The organism is Candidatus Sulfidibacterium hydrothermale (assembly GCF_020149915.1).
Lineage (GTDB): Bacteria > Bacteroidota > Bacteroidia > Bacteroidales > F082 > Sulfidibacterium > Sulfidibacterium hydrothermale.
On the sequence record NZ_CP083760.1, the window covers coordinates 670687 to 685084 of the forward strand.

The 14398-nt window shown below is 41.9% G+C and carries 16 protein-coding genes; 4 read left to right on the forward strand and 12 right to left on the reverse strand.

Annotation, left to right across the window (positions count from 1 at the left end; all coding sequences use genetic code 11):
- Window positions 1-4: 4 nt before the first annotated feature.
- Complete coding sequence (locus LA303_RS02620) at window positions 5-613, reverse strand: TlpA family protein disulfide reductase (protein WP_240526383.1); 609 nt, start codon at window positions 611-613, stop codon at window positions 5-7.
- Window positions 614-654: 41 nt separating this feature from the next.
- Entirely contained in the window at window positions 655-1092 is a 438-nt protein-coding gene (locus tag LA303_RS02625) for a hypothetical protein (RefSeq protein WP_240526384.1), read from the reverse strand.
- Between the two features lie 128 nt (window positions 1093-1220).
- Here LA303_RS02625 and fabG point away from each other — a divergent pair, with 128 nt between their 5' ends.
- From fabG to LA303_RS02640, 3 genes are all read left to right on the forward strand, one after another.
- The gene (gene fabG, locus LA303_RS02630; protein WP_240526385.1) at window positions 1221-1967 is read left to right on the forward strand and encodes a 3-oxoacyl-[acyl-carrier-protein] reductase; all 747 of its coding nucleotides are present in this window, start codon (window positions 1221-1223) and stop codon (window positions 1965-1967) included.
- Between the two features lie 85 nt (window positions 1968-2052).
- The gene (locus tag LA303_RS02635; RefSeq protein ID WP_240526386.1) at window positions 2053-2811 is read left to right on the forward strand and encodes a YdcF family protein; all 759 of its coding nucleotides are present in this window, start codon (window positions 2053-2055) and stop codon (window positions 2809-2811) included.
- A 10-nt stretch (window positions 2812-2821) separates the two neighbouring features.
- A complete protein-coding gene (locus LA303_RS02640) occupies window positions 2822-4081 on the forward strand; it encodes a M48 family metallopeptidase (protein ID WP_240526387.1) in 1260 nt (419 codons plus the stop codon).
- Here LA303_RS02640 and LA303_RS02645 read toward each other — a convergent pair.
- From LA303_RS02645 to LA303_RS02660, 4 genes are all read right to left on the reverse strand, one after another.
- Window positions 4062-4919, reverse strand: a complete 858-nt coding sequence (locus LA303_RS02645) for a sugar transferase (RefSeq protein WP_240526388.1) — start codon at window positions 4917-4919, stop codon at window positions 4062-4064. The genes LA303_RS02640 and LA303_RS02645 overlap by 20 nt on opposite strands.
- Window positions 4916-5953 (reverse strand): S1 family peptidase, encoded by a 1038-nt coding sequence (locus LA303_RS02650; RefSeq protein WP_240526389.1) that lies wholly within the window; start codon window positions 5951-5953, stop codon window positions 4916-4918. Before LA303_RS02650 ends, LA303_RS02645 begins: the two co-directional genes overlap by 4 nt.
- A gap of 71 nt (window positions 5954-6024) precedes the next feature.
- Complete coding sequence (locus LA303_RS02655; RefSeq protein WP_240526390.1) at window positions 6025-6828, reverse strand: hypothetical protein; 804 nt, start codon at window positions 6826-6828, stop codon at window positions 6025-6027.
- Window positions 6825-7724, reverse strand: coding sequence for an ABC transporter ATP-binding protein (locus LA303_RS02660; RefSeq protein WP_240526391.1), 900 nt, complete (start codon window positions 7722-7724; stop codon window positions 6825-6827). Before LA303_RS02660 ends, LA303_RS02655 begins: the two co-directional genes overlap by 4 nt.
- A gap of 293 nt (window positions 7725-8017) precedes the next feature.
- Between LA303_RS02660 and LA303_RS02665 the strand changes: the two genes are divergently transcribed.
- Window positions 8018-8524, forward strand: coding sequence for an FKBP-type peptidyl-prolyl cis-trans isomerase (locus LA303_RS02665; protein WP_240526392.1), 507 nt, complete (start codon window positions 8018-8020; stop codon window positions 8522-8524).
- A gap of 40 nt (window positions 8525-8564) precedes the next feature.
- Here the strand turns inward: LA303_RS02665 and LA303_RS02670 are convergent, their stop codons facing one another.
- The 6 genes from LA303_RS02670 to LA303_RS02695 all read right to left on the reverse strand — a co-directional run bounded on the left by LA303_RS02670 (window position 8565) and on the right by LA303_RS02695 (window position 14212).
- Window positions 8565-9284, reverse strand: a complete 720-nt coding sequence (locus LA303_RS02670; RefSeq protein WP_240526393.1) for an SAM-dependent methyltransferase — start codon at window positions 9282-9284, stop codon at window positions 8565-8567.
- Between the two features lie 12 nt (window positions 9285-9296).
- A complete protein-coding gene (locus tag LA303_RS02675; RefSeq protein WP_240526394.1) occupies window positions 9297-10241 on the reverse strand; it encodes a pyridoxal-phosphate dependent enzyme in 945 nt (314 codons plus the stop codon).
- Between the two features lie 3 nt (window positions 10242-10244).
- On the reverse strand, window positions 10245-10715 hold the full coding sequence (locus LA303_RS02680; RefSeq protein WP_240526395.1) for a low molecular weight protein-tyrosine-phosphatase: 471 nt from the start codon (window positions 10713-10715) through the stop codon (window positions 10245-10247).
- Between the two features lie 136 nt (window positions 10716-10851).
- Window positions 10852-12288, reverse strand: coding sequence for a chromosomal replication initiator protein DnaA (gene dnaA, locus LA303_RS02685; RefSeq protein ID WP_240526396.1), 1437 nt, complete (start codon window positions 12286-12288; stop codon window positions 10852-10854).
- A 220-nt stretch (window positions 12289-12508) separates the two neighbouring features.
- A complete protein-coding gene (locus LA303_RS02690) occupies window positions 12509-13105 on the reverse strand; it encodes a YigZ family protein (protein WP_240526397.1) in 597 nt (198 codons plus the stop codon).
- Window positions 13106-13198: 93 nt separating this feature from the next.
- Window positions 13199-14212: a dihydroorotate dehydrogenase-like protein gene (locus LA303_RS02695; protein ID WP_240526398.1), complete on the reverse strand. Its 1014-nt coding sequence runs from the start codon at window positions 14210-14212 to the stop codon at window positions 13199-13201.
- Window positions 14213-14398: the final 186 nt, after the last annotated feature.

Sequence of the window (14398 nt, forward strand, 5' to 3'; positions counted from 1 at the left end):
CCTTTTATTGTTTAATAAGCTGTTCAAGTAGCTTTTTTACTTTGCCGGCATTCCAGCGTGCGGCTCCTTTTTTTATTAAAACCACTTTCCCTTCTTTTGAAATGATAAAGGTGGCCGGAATACTTTTGGTAGAAAAGTCAGGGGGCAAATAATGATACCGAAAAAAGGGTAAATCGTTATAATGATGCTTTTGGGCAAATGTGGTGATGAGATTTGTTGTTTCGTTGGTTAACAAGATAAACTGAACCTGGTTTTTATACTCTTCGTACAGCTTTTGAATGCCGGGCAGTTCTGCACGGCAGGGCGGACACCATGTTGCCCAGACATTTACAAACACAGGTTTTTTTAAGAAGGAGGAAAACGGAACGGTTTTCCCTGATAAATCCTGAACCGGCCATTGCAGGGTATTTTCCGAAAGTTGATATTGTTTATCGGCTTTTAATTCTGACGGTGCAAACGAGGTAAGCCGAATAAAAAAAGCAGAAACCGGAACCCGTGTAGAAGGAATAATGAGCAGGATGATCAGTCCCCAAAACAAGATATCGGTAGCAATAGCGAATGGTTTTCGCTTTTTAAAATAATTCCTGAAATAACGTTTGATTTTTTCAAACATAGGCAGGCCGGAGGTTCCGGATCATTTTTTAATGAGAAAACTTATTTTAGCTGTGAACGGCGGTCGAGCAAGGCATCAATTTGTTCCGGTGTCAGATTTGGATTTTTCAGCATCTCGTCAATTTCTGCGATCTCTTTTTCCGGATCTGTGGTTCCTCCCTGTGGAGTAGGTGTATGGGAAATCTCAGCCTGAGGCTCCTCTTCCTGTGCAATCATCCAGTCTTCTTCTCCCAGTTCGTCACGTAATTGCCGGATGAGGGTTTCCACCATCTCTTGAATGGAGTCGCCAAACTGACCTTGTAACTGGTAGGCAATCTGGTCTTTCATGCTTTCGTAGTTGGTGAAAAACACTTTAAACTGTTCGACCATCATTTTATTGATGCCCGGAATGTTTTCCATTTCTGAGCCCTGTTTTTCCATTAGCTTGTTAAAAAGCCGGAAAAGTTCGTCCAGTTCCTGTTTAAATTTTTCGATATCCATAGCGCTGCAAAATTACGAATAAAATAAAATCGATATACACGAAAAAATTTTATTGAATTGACAGGCCGGTATGCTGCACAAAAAATTTCATGTACATTTGACCCTCGAAACTTTAAAATCCAAAGAATATGAATTTACTTACTGGAAAAGTTGCTCTTATCACGGGAGCAGCAAGAGGAATAGGTAAGGCAATTGCCCTGAAATTTGCTGCTGAAGGTGCCGATGTGGCTTTCAGCGATTTGAATTATGATGAAAATATGGCGGCTACAGAAAAAGAAATTGCGGCTTTGGGTGTAAAATCCAAAGGGTATGCCTCCAATGCGGCCTCTTTTTCCGATAGCGAGAAATTGGTAAACCAAGTGGTAAAAGATTTTGGAAAAGTAGATATTTTGGTGAATAATGCAGGAATCACGCGGGATAATTTGTTGCTTCGTATGACCGAACAGGACTGGGATGCTGTTTTGACGGTAAACCTGAAATCGGCTTTTAATCTTACAAAAGCTGTTCAGCGTTATATGATGAAACAACGCAGTGGTTCGATTATTAACATGAGTTCGGTGGTGGGCGTGAACGGAAATGCCGGCCAGGCAAATTATTCTGCTTCTAAAGCCGGACTGATTGGTTTTACCAAATCGGTGGCCAAAGAGCTGGGCTCCAGAGGAATCCGTTGTAATGCCATTGCTCCGGGGTTCATCGAAACCGAAATGACTAAAAAGCTGTCGGAAGAAGTGCGTGAAGCATGGATAAAAACCATTCCGTTACGTCGTGCCGGAAAACCGGAAGATGTTGCTGATGTGGCTACATTTCTGGCATCAGAACTCTCGTCTTACGTAAGCGGACAGGTGATTAATGTGTGTGGTGCCATGAGTACCTGATCCGGATTTCATTTCCGGATTTCCCGATAGGTGATGTTGCTGTTTTGATTCCCGGTGTTTTGCTGGGGACCGTATTTTTTGTGCCATGTTTTTTATTGTATCCAAAATACTTACTTATCTTTTTCATCCTTTGGTGTGGATTGTGGGATTGCTGGCTGTTGCCATTTTCTCACGAAAAGCTAAAACAATACGGCGTTGTACGGTAACCGCTTTTGTATTGTTGTTTTTGTTTTCCAACACTTTTTTGGTGAATAAACTGGTTTCGTTGTGGACGATTCAGCCGGTACCTGTTCACCGGAAATATGATGTGGGAATAGTATTAGGCGGTTCAACAGCTACTTATGATGCAAAAGTTCACCGGGTAACTTACAAAGGAAATATTGACCGGTTGCTGCAGGCCGTAGAAATGTATAAACAGGGAAAAATCAAAAAGATAATGGTAACCGGAGCTTCCGGAAACCTGATGTATTTGCAGGTGAAAGAGGGCCGGTTATTGCATGATTTTTTGGTGCGCATCGGAATTCCTGAAAAAGATATTTTGACGGATACACTGGCGGAAAACACCCATGAAAATGCGGTTTATGCCAAAAAAATCCTTCGTCGCCATCCCCGTCTCCATTCTGTTTTGCTGTTTACTTCTTCGTTACATATGCGTCGTGCTTTGGCCTGTTTCAGACATGAGGGAATAAAAGTAACGCCTTATGTTACCAATTTGCTCAATACGGATGTGCAATGGAATCCGGAGTATTTTTTGATTCCGGATGCGGCTAATTTTCTGATATGGAACGGAATGGTTCATGAAGTTTTTGGGTATCTGGTTTATCGGATTGTAGGTTATATCTAAAAAAATAAAAATGGCTCATCTGTTGTTTGAACTGATATTGTGGATTCTTGTTTTGGATTTCGTGTTTGAACGGTGGCTCGACCGGTTGAATTTAAAACATCTTAGTCCGGAGCTTCCTGCAGCATTGTCGGGTATTTACAATGCAGAAAAATATGCGGCATCACAGCAATATCTGAAAGCCAACAGCCGGTTGTCGATGGTGCAATCCGCTTTTGTGTTTTTGTTGGTGTTGGCCATGTTGCTTTTTCATGGTTTTGCTTTTTTGGATGAGGTAGTCAGAAAGCTTACTCCCAATCCGTACGGGCAAACCCTTTTGTTTTTTGGAATTTTGGGTTTTTCTCTTGATGTACTTACGTTGCCGTTTCAATGGTATGGTACTTTTGTTATTGAAGAAAAATTTGGGTTTAACAAAACAACAGTTCCTGTTTTTGTTACCGATAAGCTGAAAATGTGGCTCGTCAGTGGTGTTGTTGGTGGCGGATTGCTTTTGTTTATACAATGGGCTTATACTGCCGGCGGAGCAGTTTTTTGGCTTATTGCCTTTGCCGGAGTGAGCCTTTTTATGATTTTTATGGCCATGTTTTATACTTCGCTTATTGTTCCCCTGTTTAATAAATTGCGGCCACTTGAAGAAGGAGAACTCAAAACGGCCATCGAAAAATTGGCCGCACAGACCGGATTTCCCCTCACCGGAATTTATATTATGGACGGCTCTAAACGAAGTACAAAAGCAAATGCTTATTTCAGTGGGTTAGGTCCGAAAAAGAAGATTATTTTGTACGATACCTTGCTGGAAGAACTTTCCACAGAAGAGATTGTTGCCGTATTGGCTCATGAAATCGGGCATTACCGCAAGAAACACATTTACAAAGGGCTTGTAGTTTCGCTGGCCGAAATGCTGGTTTTATTTTTCCTGTTGGGCAAAGCGTTGTCCATGCCGGAATTTTCGCAGGCAATTGGTGTGCAGAACGCTTCATTTTATGCCGGATTGCTGGCTTTCTCGCTGCTTTATGCTCCGGTTTCATTTATATTGGGGATTGTGGAGAATGTTCTTTCGCGCCGTCATGAATATCAGGCGGATGCTTTTGCCGTTTCTGCCGGGTTGGGAAAAAGTCTGGTCAATGCTTTGATCCGGTTGTCAGTATCCAGTTTAAGTAATTTGCAGCCGCATCCGCTGTATGTTTTTTTCCATTACTCGCATCCCACGTTATTACAACGTAAAAGTGCCATTGAAAAACAAATAGAGAAGCTTAATACGACACCTTCCTAAACCGGAAAAAGGTAATAATGGTCTTGAGAATGATTTTCAGATCGGTGCCAAAACCGGCAATCATGGCGTATTGGTTGTCAAAAGCAATCCGTTCTTCCGGGTTATGGACTTCGGAAGCATGAATTTGCCAGAGTCCGGTAATGCCGGCAGGAGCCATAAACCGGTAAGCCCATTCATCGGTAGTCAGGTGCTCGGCTTCGTACAATGGCAGCGGGCGGTTTCCCACAACCGACATGTCACCGCGTAAAACATTATAGAATTGTGGAATTTCATCCAGGTGGTATTGCCGTAAAAACCGTCCTACTTTAGTGATGCGCGGATCTTCCTTTACTTTGAAAAAGGTGTTCTGGAGCAGGTTAAGTTTCCGGAGCCGGTGGTAATTGTTCTCGCATATCTCAACACCGTCAATGTAAAGAATGGGTGAACAGGCATGGCCAAGGCGTTTACATTCGGGGCAGTCATCGAGTTTATATTTCTTAAGCTGTAGTTCCGGATTATGTTCCTGTTTCAGGTATTCATTTAAATTGGAAAGATGTTGTTTTTCTTTATCCGCATCTTTCCGCATGGTGCGGAATTTATAAAATGTAAAGATATCGTAACCGGTTCCTACTCTTTTCTGAGAAAAGATTACCGGCCCTTTACTTTCCAGCTTGATGGCTATGGCAATCAGGATGATAACCGGTAAAAAGAAGAGCAAAGCAAAAATGGAAAAGACAATATCGAATACTCTTTTTCCGAAGCTGATCTTATATTTAAGATATTCGCCCTCCGTTTTTCTCTTTTTTTCTTTTTCTTTCAAATCGCCCCCTAAAAAATGATAAAAACCAGTTTTTATCATGGTATTTGATCGAAAACTGTCTGAATATCAACCCCTTGTTTTTTCAAATCAGCTTTCTTTTCTTCGACAAACTTAACAATTTCTTCTATTGAAACCGAAAAAGTAATTCCATAATTTATCATCTTTTTTTTGTTAATATGTAGTATGCCATGGTAGGGAGCTGCCGGATTATACTGGTTTTTGTTGTTTATTGCCGGTTCCAGATAAAAGATATCGGTCGCGGGAGATGATTTGACCATCCCTACCCATTCAAAACCATTGCTTCCGTCGCGTAAAGCAAAAACGGGTCCGCCACTGATGCCCCGGTTAAAAACAGCATTGATCAGAAAAAACGGGCTGTTGGGTTTTTCGGGCTTGCTAACAATGCCGCTTTCCACCATTTTTTGTCCTTTCGGAAATCCCATCACGTAAACAAAAGTTCCCCAGTTTAATTCGTTTGTATTTCCCGGCTTAAATGGAATTGCCTGCATTTTTTCGTTTGGGGTATGTCGGGCTTTCAACAGGGCAATGTCATTTACCGTATCGGCTGCCAGCAAAACGGCTTCCGGATATTCCAGTCCGGCAACATAATTTTTTTGTTTTACTTTAATGGAGATGCTGCTGATAACTCCGGGATGATCAGGAAAATAGTTGATGACAGTATCCGGAAAATGAACTACGTGGGCACAGGTTAAAAACAGGGTCTGTTGTTCATTACTTCCGATAACCGAAGCCGTACCCAAAACCGATTTGCTGGCAATGGATGAAGCATAAATTTTTTCGGTAGCTATTTTCTTCCGGAAAGCCGGCAGCGTCATTTTTTCTTCCGGATAAAAAGCGTAACTTTTATAAAAAGCAATTACGTTGAGTTTGTAAACGGATTGGGCAATTTGACTTAAGGCCGAAGAAACCCCGGCGGCCGGCGGAGCGGCATCGTATTTTCCGTTAGCAGAAGAAAAAGTTTGTTTTTCTACTGGCAAACCTTTTCTTGAACAGGAGGCAGCGGCCATCAGGAGGAGCAGGATGAATGAAAAAGAAAAATATTTTTTTAGCATGGGTATGAACCGTTTTGTATTTGTTAGTGACATTAAAAAATTTACCGGTTGTTCCGGTCAGGGAGATTATATTATAAATCCCGATTCTTTAGATAAAGATAAATCAGTACGGAGAACAGCAGAGAATAAGTGAAACAAGCAACAACATCTGCCATTGAAATGGTTGTCCTGAATTGTACTCCAAAAAGTTTCATCAAAGCTGAATTGGGAACATCAATAAGATGGGTAATGGATTTTACAGGAAGATAGCGGGCCACATGAGCCGGAAGCCGATAGCCCAAAATCGGTTCTAGCACGTAATAATAAAGGGCAAAAATGCCGATGGCCAATCCTTGTTTTTGAAGCACAAAGGCAAACAACAGTGCCAACAATAAAAAGGTGAATATTTCCAGAAAATAAGCGGCTACAAATTGCATTTGTGAAAAAACAGAAACAAAAGTAATTTTTTCGGTATTGGCCAGTCCCAGTATCCCTCCGGATAACAACAAAATCAAGGTGGCTGCCAAAGCAATCATTCCGGCAAAAATGATTTTAGAACCGATAAATTCTGTGCGGCTCATTCCGGACATCACATTTTGACGAATGGTTTTGTATTGAAATTCATTGGTCACAAAAATGATAACAATAAGCGCGAGGAAAATCTTAAAAAACCCGGCCAGATAGGCTAAGTTGTGCCAGACATACGGAAAACTATACAACGAAAATTGGGGAATGGCAACGGAAGAATTTTTCCCGGCATTGATAACGGCATGATTTAAAAAAGACTGAATGACCACAAAAACAAAAACCATGAGTACCAGATACAATATCCCCAAAGTCCAGAAAGTCCGGTTGTGTGAATATTTTCGAAAGTCGATAAGGAGGAGTCTTTTCATGATTTGTCGGATAAAAGTTCCAAAAAATAGTTTTCGAGTGTTTTTTGTTGCTCGGTTAAATGGGTCAGGAAAATGTTTTTTTCGGCCAGCATTTTGTTGAGCCGGTCCGGTGTCAGCTGCTCTTCTGTTTCGATAACAAATTTTTCATTTTTTTGGACAATGGATTTGATTTCCGGAATGGTCTGAAGTGCCTGATGCAGTTCTTCGGGCAATGAAGCGGCTACTTCCATGATGTTGGCTTTTCCAAGGGCTTCTTTTACCGGTCCGGCATACCGTTTTTTCCCTTTTTCGAGAACCAAAACATGGGTGCAAACCTTTTCCACTTCATCTAAAAGATGGCTGGCAAGAATGATGGTGGTTCCCTGCCGGGCTATCCGGATGATCAGGTTCCGGATGTCGGCAATTCCGCGCGGATCCAGTCCGTTGGTGGGCTCGTCCAGGATAAGTACTTCCGGATTTCCAAGCAGTGCGGCAGCAATGGCCAGGCGTTGTTTCATTCCCAAAGAGAACGTACTGTATTTATAAAGCTTTTTTTCTCCCATGCCGGTTTGTTCCAGTACCTGGTCGATTTGGTTGTACGGAACACGGCGAATGTCGGCTACGATTTTCAGGTTGTCCACAGCCGATAAAGTCGGGTAGAACAGGGGTTGCTCCAGCAATGCGCCAATGCGCCGGCGAAGCCGGGCATCCGGATCTTGTCCGAACCAGCGAAAACTTCCACTGTCAGGCTTAATAATGTCAAGTAAAATTCCCAATGTGGTGGTTTTCCCACTACCGTTAGGCCCTAAAATACCATAAACATTTCCCTTTTCAACCGTCAATGTCAGATTGTCCAGTGCTTTTAGCCTACCGTAAGATTTACTGAGTCCGTTAATTTTAAGAATGGTATTTTGCAAGGCTTTCTCGTTTTAAGTTTTGGTAAAATGGCTGTAAATTAAACTTGTTTATGGAATTTTACATTAACCCGTGAAAATTAAATACTTATTTCGTGAAAAAGAAAGGAATTTACTGCAATTCTTTCTCGTTTTCATAGCACAAAGATAATTATACCTACCTTTGCATCCGCTTTATTTCAGATTTTTAATGAAAATTTTAGAAATACCCGTGATTGGTTTTGATATTGCCTTTTTAAGGAAATGTTTGTCGGTCATGGTAAATTCATATAGTCAATAACAAAAATTATAAACAAATGAAAGCAGGAAATAACAAGGTGGTTACCATGACCTATACCTTACGCCTGAATGATGAAAATGGAAAAATTATTCAACAGGTTGACGAAAGCCGGCCTTTTGTACAATTATTTGGCGTGGGAGCATTACTCCCCGCTTTTGAAAAAAATATCAACGGTTTGGAAGCCGGTGATACGTTTGGTTTTCAACTTTCAGCCGAAGAAGGATATGGTAATCCTTCGGACGAAGCCATTTTGAAACTGGATAAAAAGATCTTTGAAATCGATGGAAAATTTGATCCTGAAATGGTTGCTGTTGGAAAAACCATTACCATGCAGGACAATCAGGGTAATCCGTTGGATGGCAAAGTGCTGGCCGTAGAAGATGACAGCGTGATTATGGATTTTAATCATCCGTTGGCTGGTGAAAATCTTTATTTTTCAGGCACCGTACTGGATGTGCGCGATGCTACGGAAGAAGAGTTGGCCCACGGACATGCCCATGCCGGTGGTCACCACCATGAATAAAAAAACAAAAGGGTAACGGCTGTTTGCGGTTGTCTTTTTTTTATGAAAACAAAATGAAAACGGCAGGCTTTTTATGAAAGTCTGCTTTTTCTTTTTTCCATTGGCCAATAGTTTTTGATATAATCCATTCGTCCGGAAGGGTAAGATTACAGGCAATACAAAGTTGTGTTTGGGGCCGGCATACTTTTAACAGGGTTTCCAGCATTTGACGGTTCCGGTAAGGAGTTTCGATGAACAATTGGCTTTCGTTGTACTTTTGGGCATGCTGTTCCAGCTCGCGGATCTTTTTGGCCCTTAGATTTGAATCTACCGGAAGATAGCCGTGAAAACGAAATTGCTGTCCATTGAATCCTGATGCCATTAATGCCAGTATCAGCGAGTTGGGGCCGGTAAGCGGAACCACGCGTATGTTTTGCCGGTGGGCTTCCTGAACAACCTGTGCTCCGGGGTCGGCCACCGCCGGTGTGCCGGCTTCCGATAACACACCCATATCTTCTCCTTTTGTTAATGGTTTCAGAAAAGAAGCAATCTTTTCTTCGGGTGTGTGTTTGTTCAGCTCGAAAAACTGCATGTCGTCAATGGGTAAAGGATGTCCGCTTTTCCGGATAAAGCGCCGGGCTGAGCGGATATTTTCTACTACAAAATACCGGATTGTATGTAAAATTTGATGATTCCATTCCGGAATAACATGATGAATCTGGTCGTTGTTTCCCAGTGTTACCGGAAACAAATACAAAGTTCCTTTTTTGTTTTTTGTCATAAAACAGGTATTTTACCAGGGCAGATGTCCTAAGTCAACATTTCCTCCCGAAAGGATAATTCCGGTTTTTTTGTGGGCGATGTCTATTTTTTTCTCCAGCACGGCAGCCAGTGGCACGGCAGCCGAAGGTTCAATTACAATTTTCATTCGCTCAAAAACCAAACGCATGGCCTGGATAATGCTTTCTTCCTTTACGGTTACAATTTTTGATACAAACTGCCGGATGATGGGGAACGTGATATCGCCCAACGAAGTTAACAGGCCGTCGGCAATGGTTTTGGGTTGTGTGCTGGGAATGATTTTCCCCGCAAGAAAAGAGCGGTATGCATCATCGGCTCTGGCAGGCTCACAGGCAATTACCGTTGCTTTCTGTGAAAAGTAATGGGCCGCCAATGCCGTGCCACTCAGCAATCCGCCGCCGCCTACAGGACAAAGCAATAAATCGATGTCCGGATGTTCTTCCAGAAGTTCCATGGCTGCGGTTGCCTGTCCTTCAATAACCTGTAAATTGTTATACGGATGTATTTCTGTAGCGCCGGTTTTGCGGATAATCTGTTTCAGAGTAGATTCGCGGGCTTCCAGGGTAGGTTTGCAAAAGGTGATTTGTCCGCCGTAGCCTTTTACGGCATTGATTTTTACTTTCGGTGCATTTTCGGGCATTACAATGTAAGCCGGAATTTTTCTTAAAGCGGCAGCACGGGCAAGAGCCTGTGCATGATTACCGGAAGAATGAGTGGCTACTCCGTTTGCCGCGGCTTCGTCGGAGAGTGAAAAAACAGCATTGATTGCCCCCCGCGACTTAAAAGCCCCGACTTTTTGAAAGTTCTCGCATTTGAAAAAAAGATCTGAACGAAAAGTGTGGTTAAAATAACCGGATTGCAAAACCGGTGTATGGTGAATACCAAAAGCAATCCGGTTTGCAGCATCTTTTAATTGCTCCCGTGAAGGATACCTCATATTTTATGCATTCTGTTTTTCTGCCCGGGCCAGCTCCACAATTTTGTCTGTGGCTTTATCGAGTAGTTCAAAAATATTTTCACAATCCGATTCACCGGTATTGTATGGATTGGGAACGGTTTTGTTCTTTCCGTCGTCCAGTACATCCAGAAGATATTCTACTTTTTCTTTGTGCTGATCCTTCTTGGCCAGGGCCATTACGTCGTTATAGTTTTGGGTATCCATCACATAAATCTTATCGAAAAGGTCGAAATCTTCTTTTCGGAAGATCCGGGCCATTCCTTCGGGAGCATAGCCATGTTTTAAGGCTACGTTTACCACCCTTTTGTCCGGAGGTTCGTTAATGGTGAACGATTCAAATCCTGCCGAGTCTACCTCTCCATGAATATGATGCTCTTTGAATTTCTTCTTCAGGATGGCTTCTGCCAGTGGAGAACGGCAAACATTTTCCAAATCAACAAATAAAACATTCATAAGCCTTGTTTTTAAATTTTTTTATTTGCCCCAATTTACAAAAAAAATGCGAATCAAATGACATGCCAAAAGGCCGGAATAAAAAAATCCCGCAAAATTTTCATTCCGCGGGATTTGAATTCTGTCAAAAAAAGTGTCATAGTTTCAATTTTTTGTCAATTTCATCGACATAATTACGAAAGCGACGATCGGTTTCTATCAGATTGTTTACTGTACGGCAAGCATGTAAAACCGTGGCATGATCTTTATTTCCGCATTGCAGGCCAATGGTGGCCAGCGAGTTTTTGGTGTGTTTTTTTGAGAAATACATAGCCAGTTGCCGGGCCTGTACAATTTCACGTTTCCGTGTTTTTGAGTTCAAAACATCCAGCGGAATATTAAAATAATCGCAAACTACTTTTTGAATATAGTCGATGGAGATTTCGCGTGTGGTATTTTTAACAAACTTGTCAATCATCTGTTTGGCCAGGTCGAGTGTAATGGTTTTTTTGTTGAGCGAAGCCTGGGCAAGAATGGAGATCAGTGCGCCTTCCATTTCGCGGATGTTGGTGGTGATGCTGTAAGCAAGATATTCCACCACTTCGTCGGGCATTTCAATGCCGTCAGTATACAGTTTGCGTTGCAAAATGGCAATGCGGGTTTCCAGATCCGGAACCTGAAGGTCAGCTGCCAGTCCCCATTTAAACCGGGAAAGCAAACGGGGTTCCATCCCTTTTAGTTCAACCGGTGGTTTGTCGGATGTGAGGACAATTTGTTTGTTGTTTTGGTGTAAGTGGTTGAAAATATGGAAGAAGATGTCTTGTGTTTTTTCTTTTCCGGCCAAAAACTGAATGTCATCAAGAATCAGCACATCAATCATTTGGTAGAAATGAACAAAATCATTCTGGTTGTTGTTCCGAACGGAGTCGATATATTGATTGATGAATTGCTCTGTTTGAAGATACAGCACAGTTTTATCAGGAAAATTGGCTTTTACCTGTAATCCGATGGCGTGGCCAAGGTGGGTTTTTCCCAGTCCGACCTGACTGTAGATTAACAGCGGATTAAAAGCGGTTTTTCCCGGGTTTTCTGCAACCGCCCATCCGGCCGAACGGGCCAGGCGGTTACAATCTCCTTCTACAAAATTGTCGAACGAGTATGATTCTACCAACTGCGATTCGATTTTTAATTTTTTCAGACCGGGGATGATAAACGGATTGGGAATTTCGCGTGAACGACCTTTGTTCAGGTCAAGTGGCATGTTAATCGGCTTGTTTTTAATGCCTTTGTGGGTTGAAGTGGGGTAGTTAACGGTTACCGGCTTTTGACTCAGGGTTGAGTTGTCCATGATGATACTATACTCCAGTCTGCCTGACGGACCCATTTCGCGCTTGATGGTTTTGCGGAGCAGATTAATGTAATGGTCTTCCAGCCATTCATAAAAAAACTGACTCGGCACCTGTACCACCAAAATATTATTCTCAATTTTGAGAGGGACGATCGGTTCAAACCAGGTTTTGTAACTTTGGTAAGGAATGTTGTCTTTAATTACCGCAAGACATCTTTCCCACACCTCAACATGTTTTTTTTTCATTCGTTGGTAAAGTTTTTATCAACAATCTATCGTTTTATTAACAACTTTTGTATAAACCGCTAAAAATCAAGCCGGAATTTTGAACAGTTTTGCTTTGTAATTTTTCAACAAATAAATAACATATCGGGTTTAAAAAAAAGGGATAACCCTCTTGACTTTTTCCTTTTTTTGTCGTATATGGGGAAACAGTTTCCCATTATGGGAAACTGCTGATAATCTTTTACTTCACTGTTAATCCTGTGACGGTTTTAAATTTTTCAACCAGTTTTTTCTCTTGATTTCTTTCTACCTGTAAAATGAGTTTACAGCGCATGTTAAAATCCTGTTTTAATACCTTGATATGCTCCTCTTTTACGATGCGCATTACCGGGTTCATTAATGGGTATTCAAATTCCAGTTCGATGGTCCGGGTAATGGTAGAAGTGATGATTTTTGCGTTTTGAAGTGCCTCGCGCGTGGCGGTTTTATAGGCACGGATAAGACCGGAAACGCCCAGCTTGGTTCCGCCGAAATAACGAACGACCACAACAAGCACATTAAACAATTCTTCTGAAAAAATCTGATTTAAGATGGGTTTTCCTGCCGTTCCGGAAGGTTCTCCGTCATCACTGCTCCGGAAAAACTCATTTTCCGGATTGATTCGGAAAGCATAGCAATGATGGCGGGCATCGTGGTATTCTTTTTTTACTGCGGTCAATTGTTGTTTGGCTTCCTGTTCTGTTTCGGTGTGAAAAGCCAAAGCAATGAATTTGCTTCCTTTTTCCTTGTAAATTCCCTGTGATGTTCCTTTTATGGTTTTGTAATGGTCGGACGACATTATTTTTGTTGTTTCGGATTGGGATATTTAGAGATGGTTGTGGAATAAAAAAGCCATTCCGCAGGAATGGCTTTTTTATTGAATATCAATAAACTATAAAACAGGATATTGTTTAAATATTTCGGCCGAACGCATCAGGATATCCACATATTGTGCACGCCGGTAGGCAAAGGGATCTTTTACATTTTTCATGGAAAGTTTTCCTCTGAAATCATCCAGCGTGTCGTATTTCTTTCCGGCCATCCATAGTTCGATATCTTCAATGATCTTTTTGATTTGTTGTGGCCCGTTTTTATAAATGGTGCTGACTACCTGAACAGCGTCGGCACCGGCCAGTAACATTTTAACGACATCTTCGCCGGTAAAGATTCCGGTGTTGGCACAAACGTCGCAATGAAGCTGATCATAGAGCATGCCGGCATAGCGCAGCGGAAGCCGGTTGTCTTGTTCGTTGCTCAGGCTGTACGGAAACTGCATTTTTTCTTCCTGAACATTGATATCGGGTTGGAAAAGCCGGTTAAACAGAACCAGTCCGTCCACTCCTTTTTTGTCCATTTCTCTAAAAACATACAGCGGGTTGGTGTAAAAAGCGCTGAGCTTTACACTTACGGGAATGTTTACGGCTTTTTTTACTCCGGCAATCACATCCAGTTCTTCGCGTAAAATGGCGCGGCCGTCCATATCAAATTCCCGTGGGTTGTTATAAAAGTTTAATTCTATGGCATCGGCACCGGCTTCTTCCAGCTTTTTGGCCCATTCGTACCAGGTGTCGTCAAAAACAGCGTTTAGGCTGGCAATTAGTGGAATATGAAGAGCTTCCCGTGCTTCTTTAAAATGCATGAGAAATTCTTCCGGTCCGGTTTCGTAAATATCTTGAGGAAACAGGGTGGTCATCTCAGCATTCCGGTTGGCATATTCCTCCATATCTTCCTGCATTTGTAATTGCTCCAGGTTGATTTGTTCTTCGAAAAGCGATTTGTAAACAATGGCGGCGGCCCCGTTTTCTTCCAGTGCACGGAGCATTTTCATATCCGTAACCAGGTTGCTAGCGCCGATGATTACAGGGTTTTTCAGCTTTAAACCCAGATAATTGGTTGTAAGGTCCATAATAAATTTTTTTAATCTTTCTTTTATGGCCATAAAAGTAAATAAAATTGACGTTGGGGCAAAAAGCCGTAATCTATAATCATTTTAAATTGGCGGGTGCTGAAGGTTACTTCCATTATTTTCAGATAAAAACAATAGATAAATATTGTATTTTTGCGCACAAGTTCAGAAAAGAGTCCTTTGAAA

What these genes read in the sequence shown, in the direction of transcription:
- LA303_RS02620 (WP_240526383.1), bottom strand. Translation starts at nt 613, where the DNA reads ATGTTTGAAAAAATCAAACGTTATTTCAGGAATTATTTTAAAAAGCGA.
- LA303_RS02625 (WP_240526384.1), bottom strand. Translation starts at nt 1,092, where the DNA reads ATGGATATCGAAAAATTTAAACAGGAACTGGACGAACTTTTCCGGCTT.
- fabG (WP_240526385.1), top strand. Translation starts at nt 1,221, where the DNA reads ATGAATTTACTTACTGGAAAAGTTGCTCTTATCACGGGAGCAGCAAGA.
- LA303_RS02635 (WP_240526386.1), top strand. Translation starts at nt 2,053, where the DNA reads ATGTTTTTTATTGTATCCAAAATACTTACTTATCTTTTTCATCCTTTG.
- LA303_RS02640 (WP_240526387.1), top strand. Translation starts at nt 2,822, where the DNA reads ATGGCTCATCTGTTGTTTGAACTGATATTGTGGATTCTTGTTTTGGAT.
- LA303_RS02645 (WP_240526388.1), bottom strand. Translation starts at nt 4,919, where the DNA reads ATGATAAAAACTGGTTTTTATCATTTTTTAGGGGGCGATTTGAAAGAA.
- LA303_RS02650 (WP_240526389.1), bottom strand. Translation starts at nt 5,953, where the DNA reads ATGCTAAAAAAATATTTTTCTTTTTCATTCATCCTGCTCCTCCTGATG.
- LA303_RS02655 (WP_240526390.1), bottom strand. Translation starts at nt 6,828, where the DNA reads ATGAAAAGACTCCTCCTTATCGACTTTCGAAAATATTCACACAACCGG.
- LA303_RS02665 (WP_240526392.1), top strand. Translation starts at nt 8,018, where the DNA reads ATGAAAGCAGGAAATAACAAGGTGGTTACCATGACCTATACCTTACGC.
- LA303_RS02670 (WP_240526393.1), bottom strand. Translation starts at nt 9,284, where the DNA reads ATGACAAAAAACAAAAAAGGAACTTTGTATTTGTTTCCGGTAACACTG.
- LA303_RS02675 (WP_240526394.1), bottom strand. Translation starts at nt 10,241, where the DNA reads ATGAGGTATCCTTCACGGGAGCAATTAAAAGATGCTGCAAACCGGATT.
- LA303_RS02680 (WP_240526395.1), bottom strand. Translation starts at nt 10,715, where the DNA reads ATGAATGTTTTATTTGTTGATTTGGAAAATGTTTGCCGTTCTCCACTG.
- dnaA (WP_240526396.1), bottom strand. Translation starts at nt 12,288, where the DNA reads ATGAAAAAAAAACATGTTGAGGTGTGGGAAAGATGTCTTGCGGTAATT.
- LA303_RS02690 (WP_240526397.1), bottom strand. Translation starts at nt 13,105, where the DNA reads ATGTCGTCCGACCATTACAAAACCATAAAAGGAACATCACAGGGAATT.
- LA303_RS02695 (WP_240526398.1), bottom strand. Translation starts at nt 14,212, where the DNA reads ATGGACCTTACAACCAATTATCTGGGTTTAAAGCTGAAAAACCCTGTA.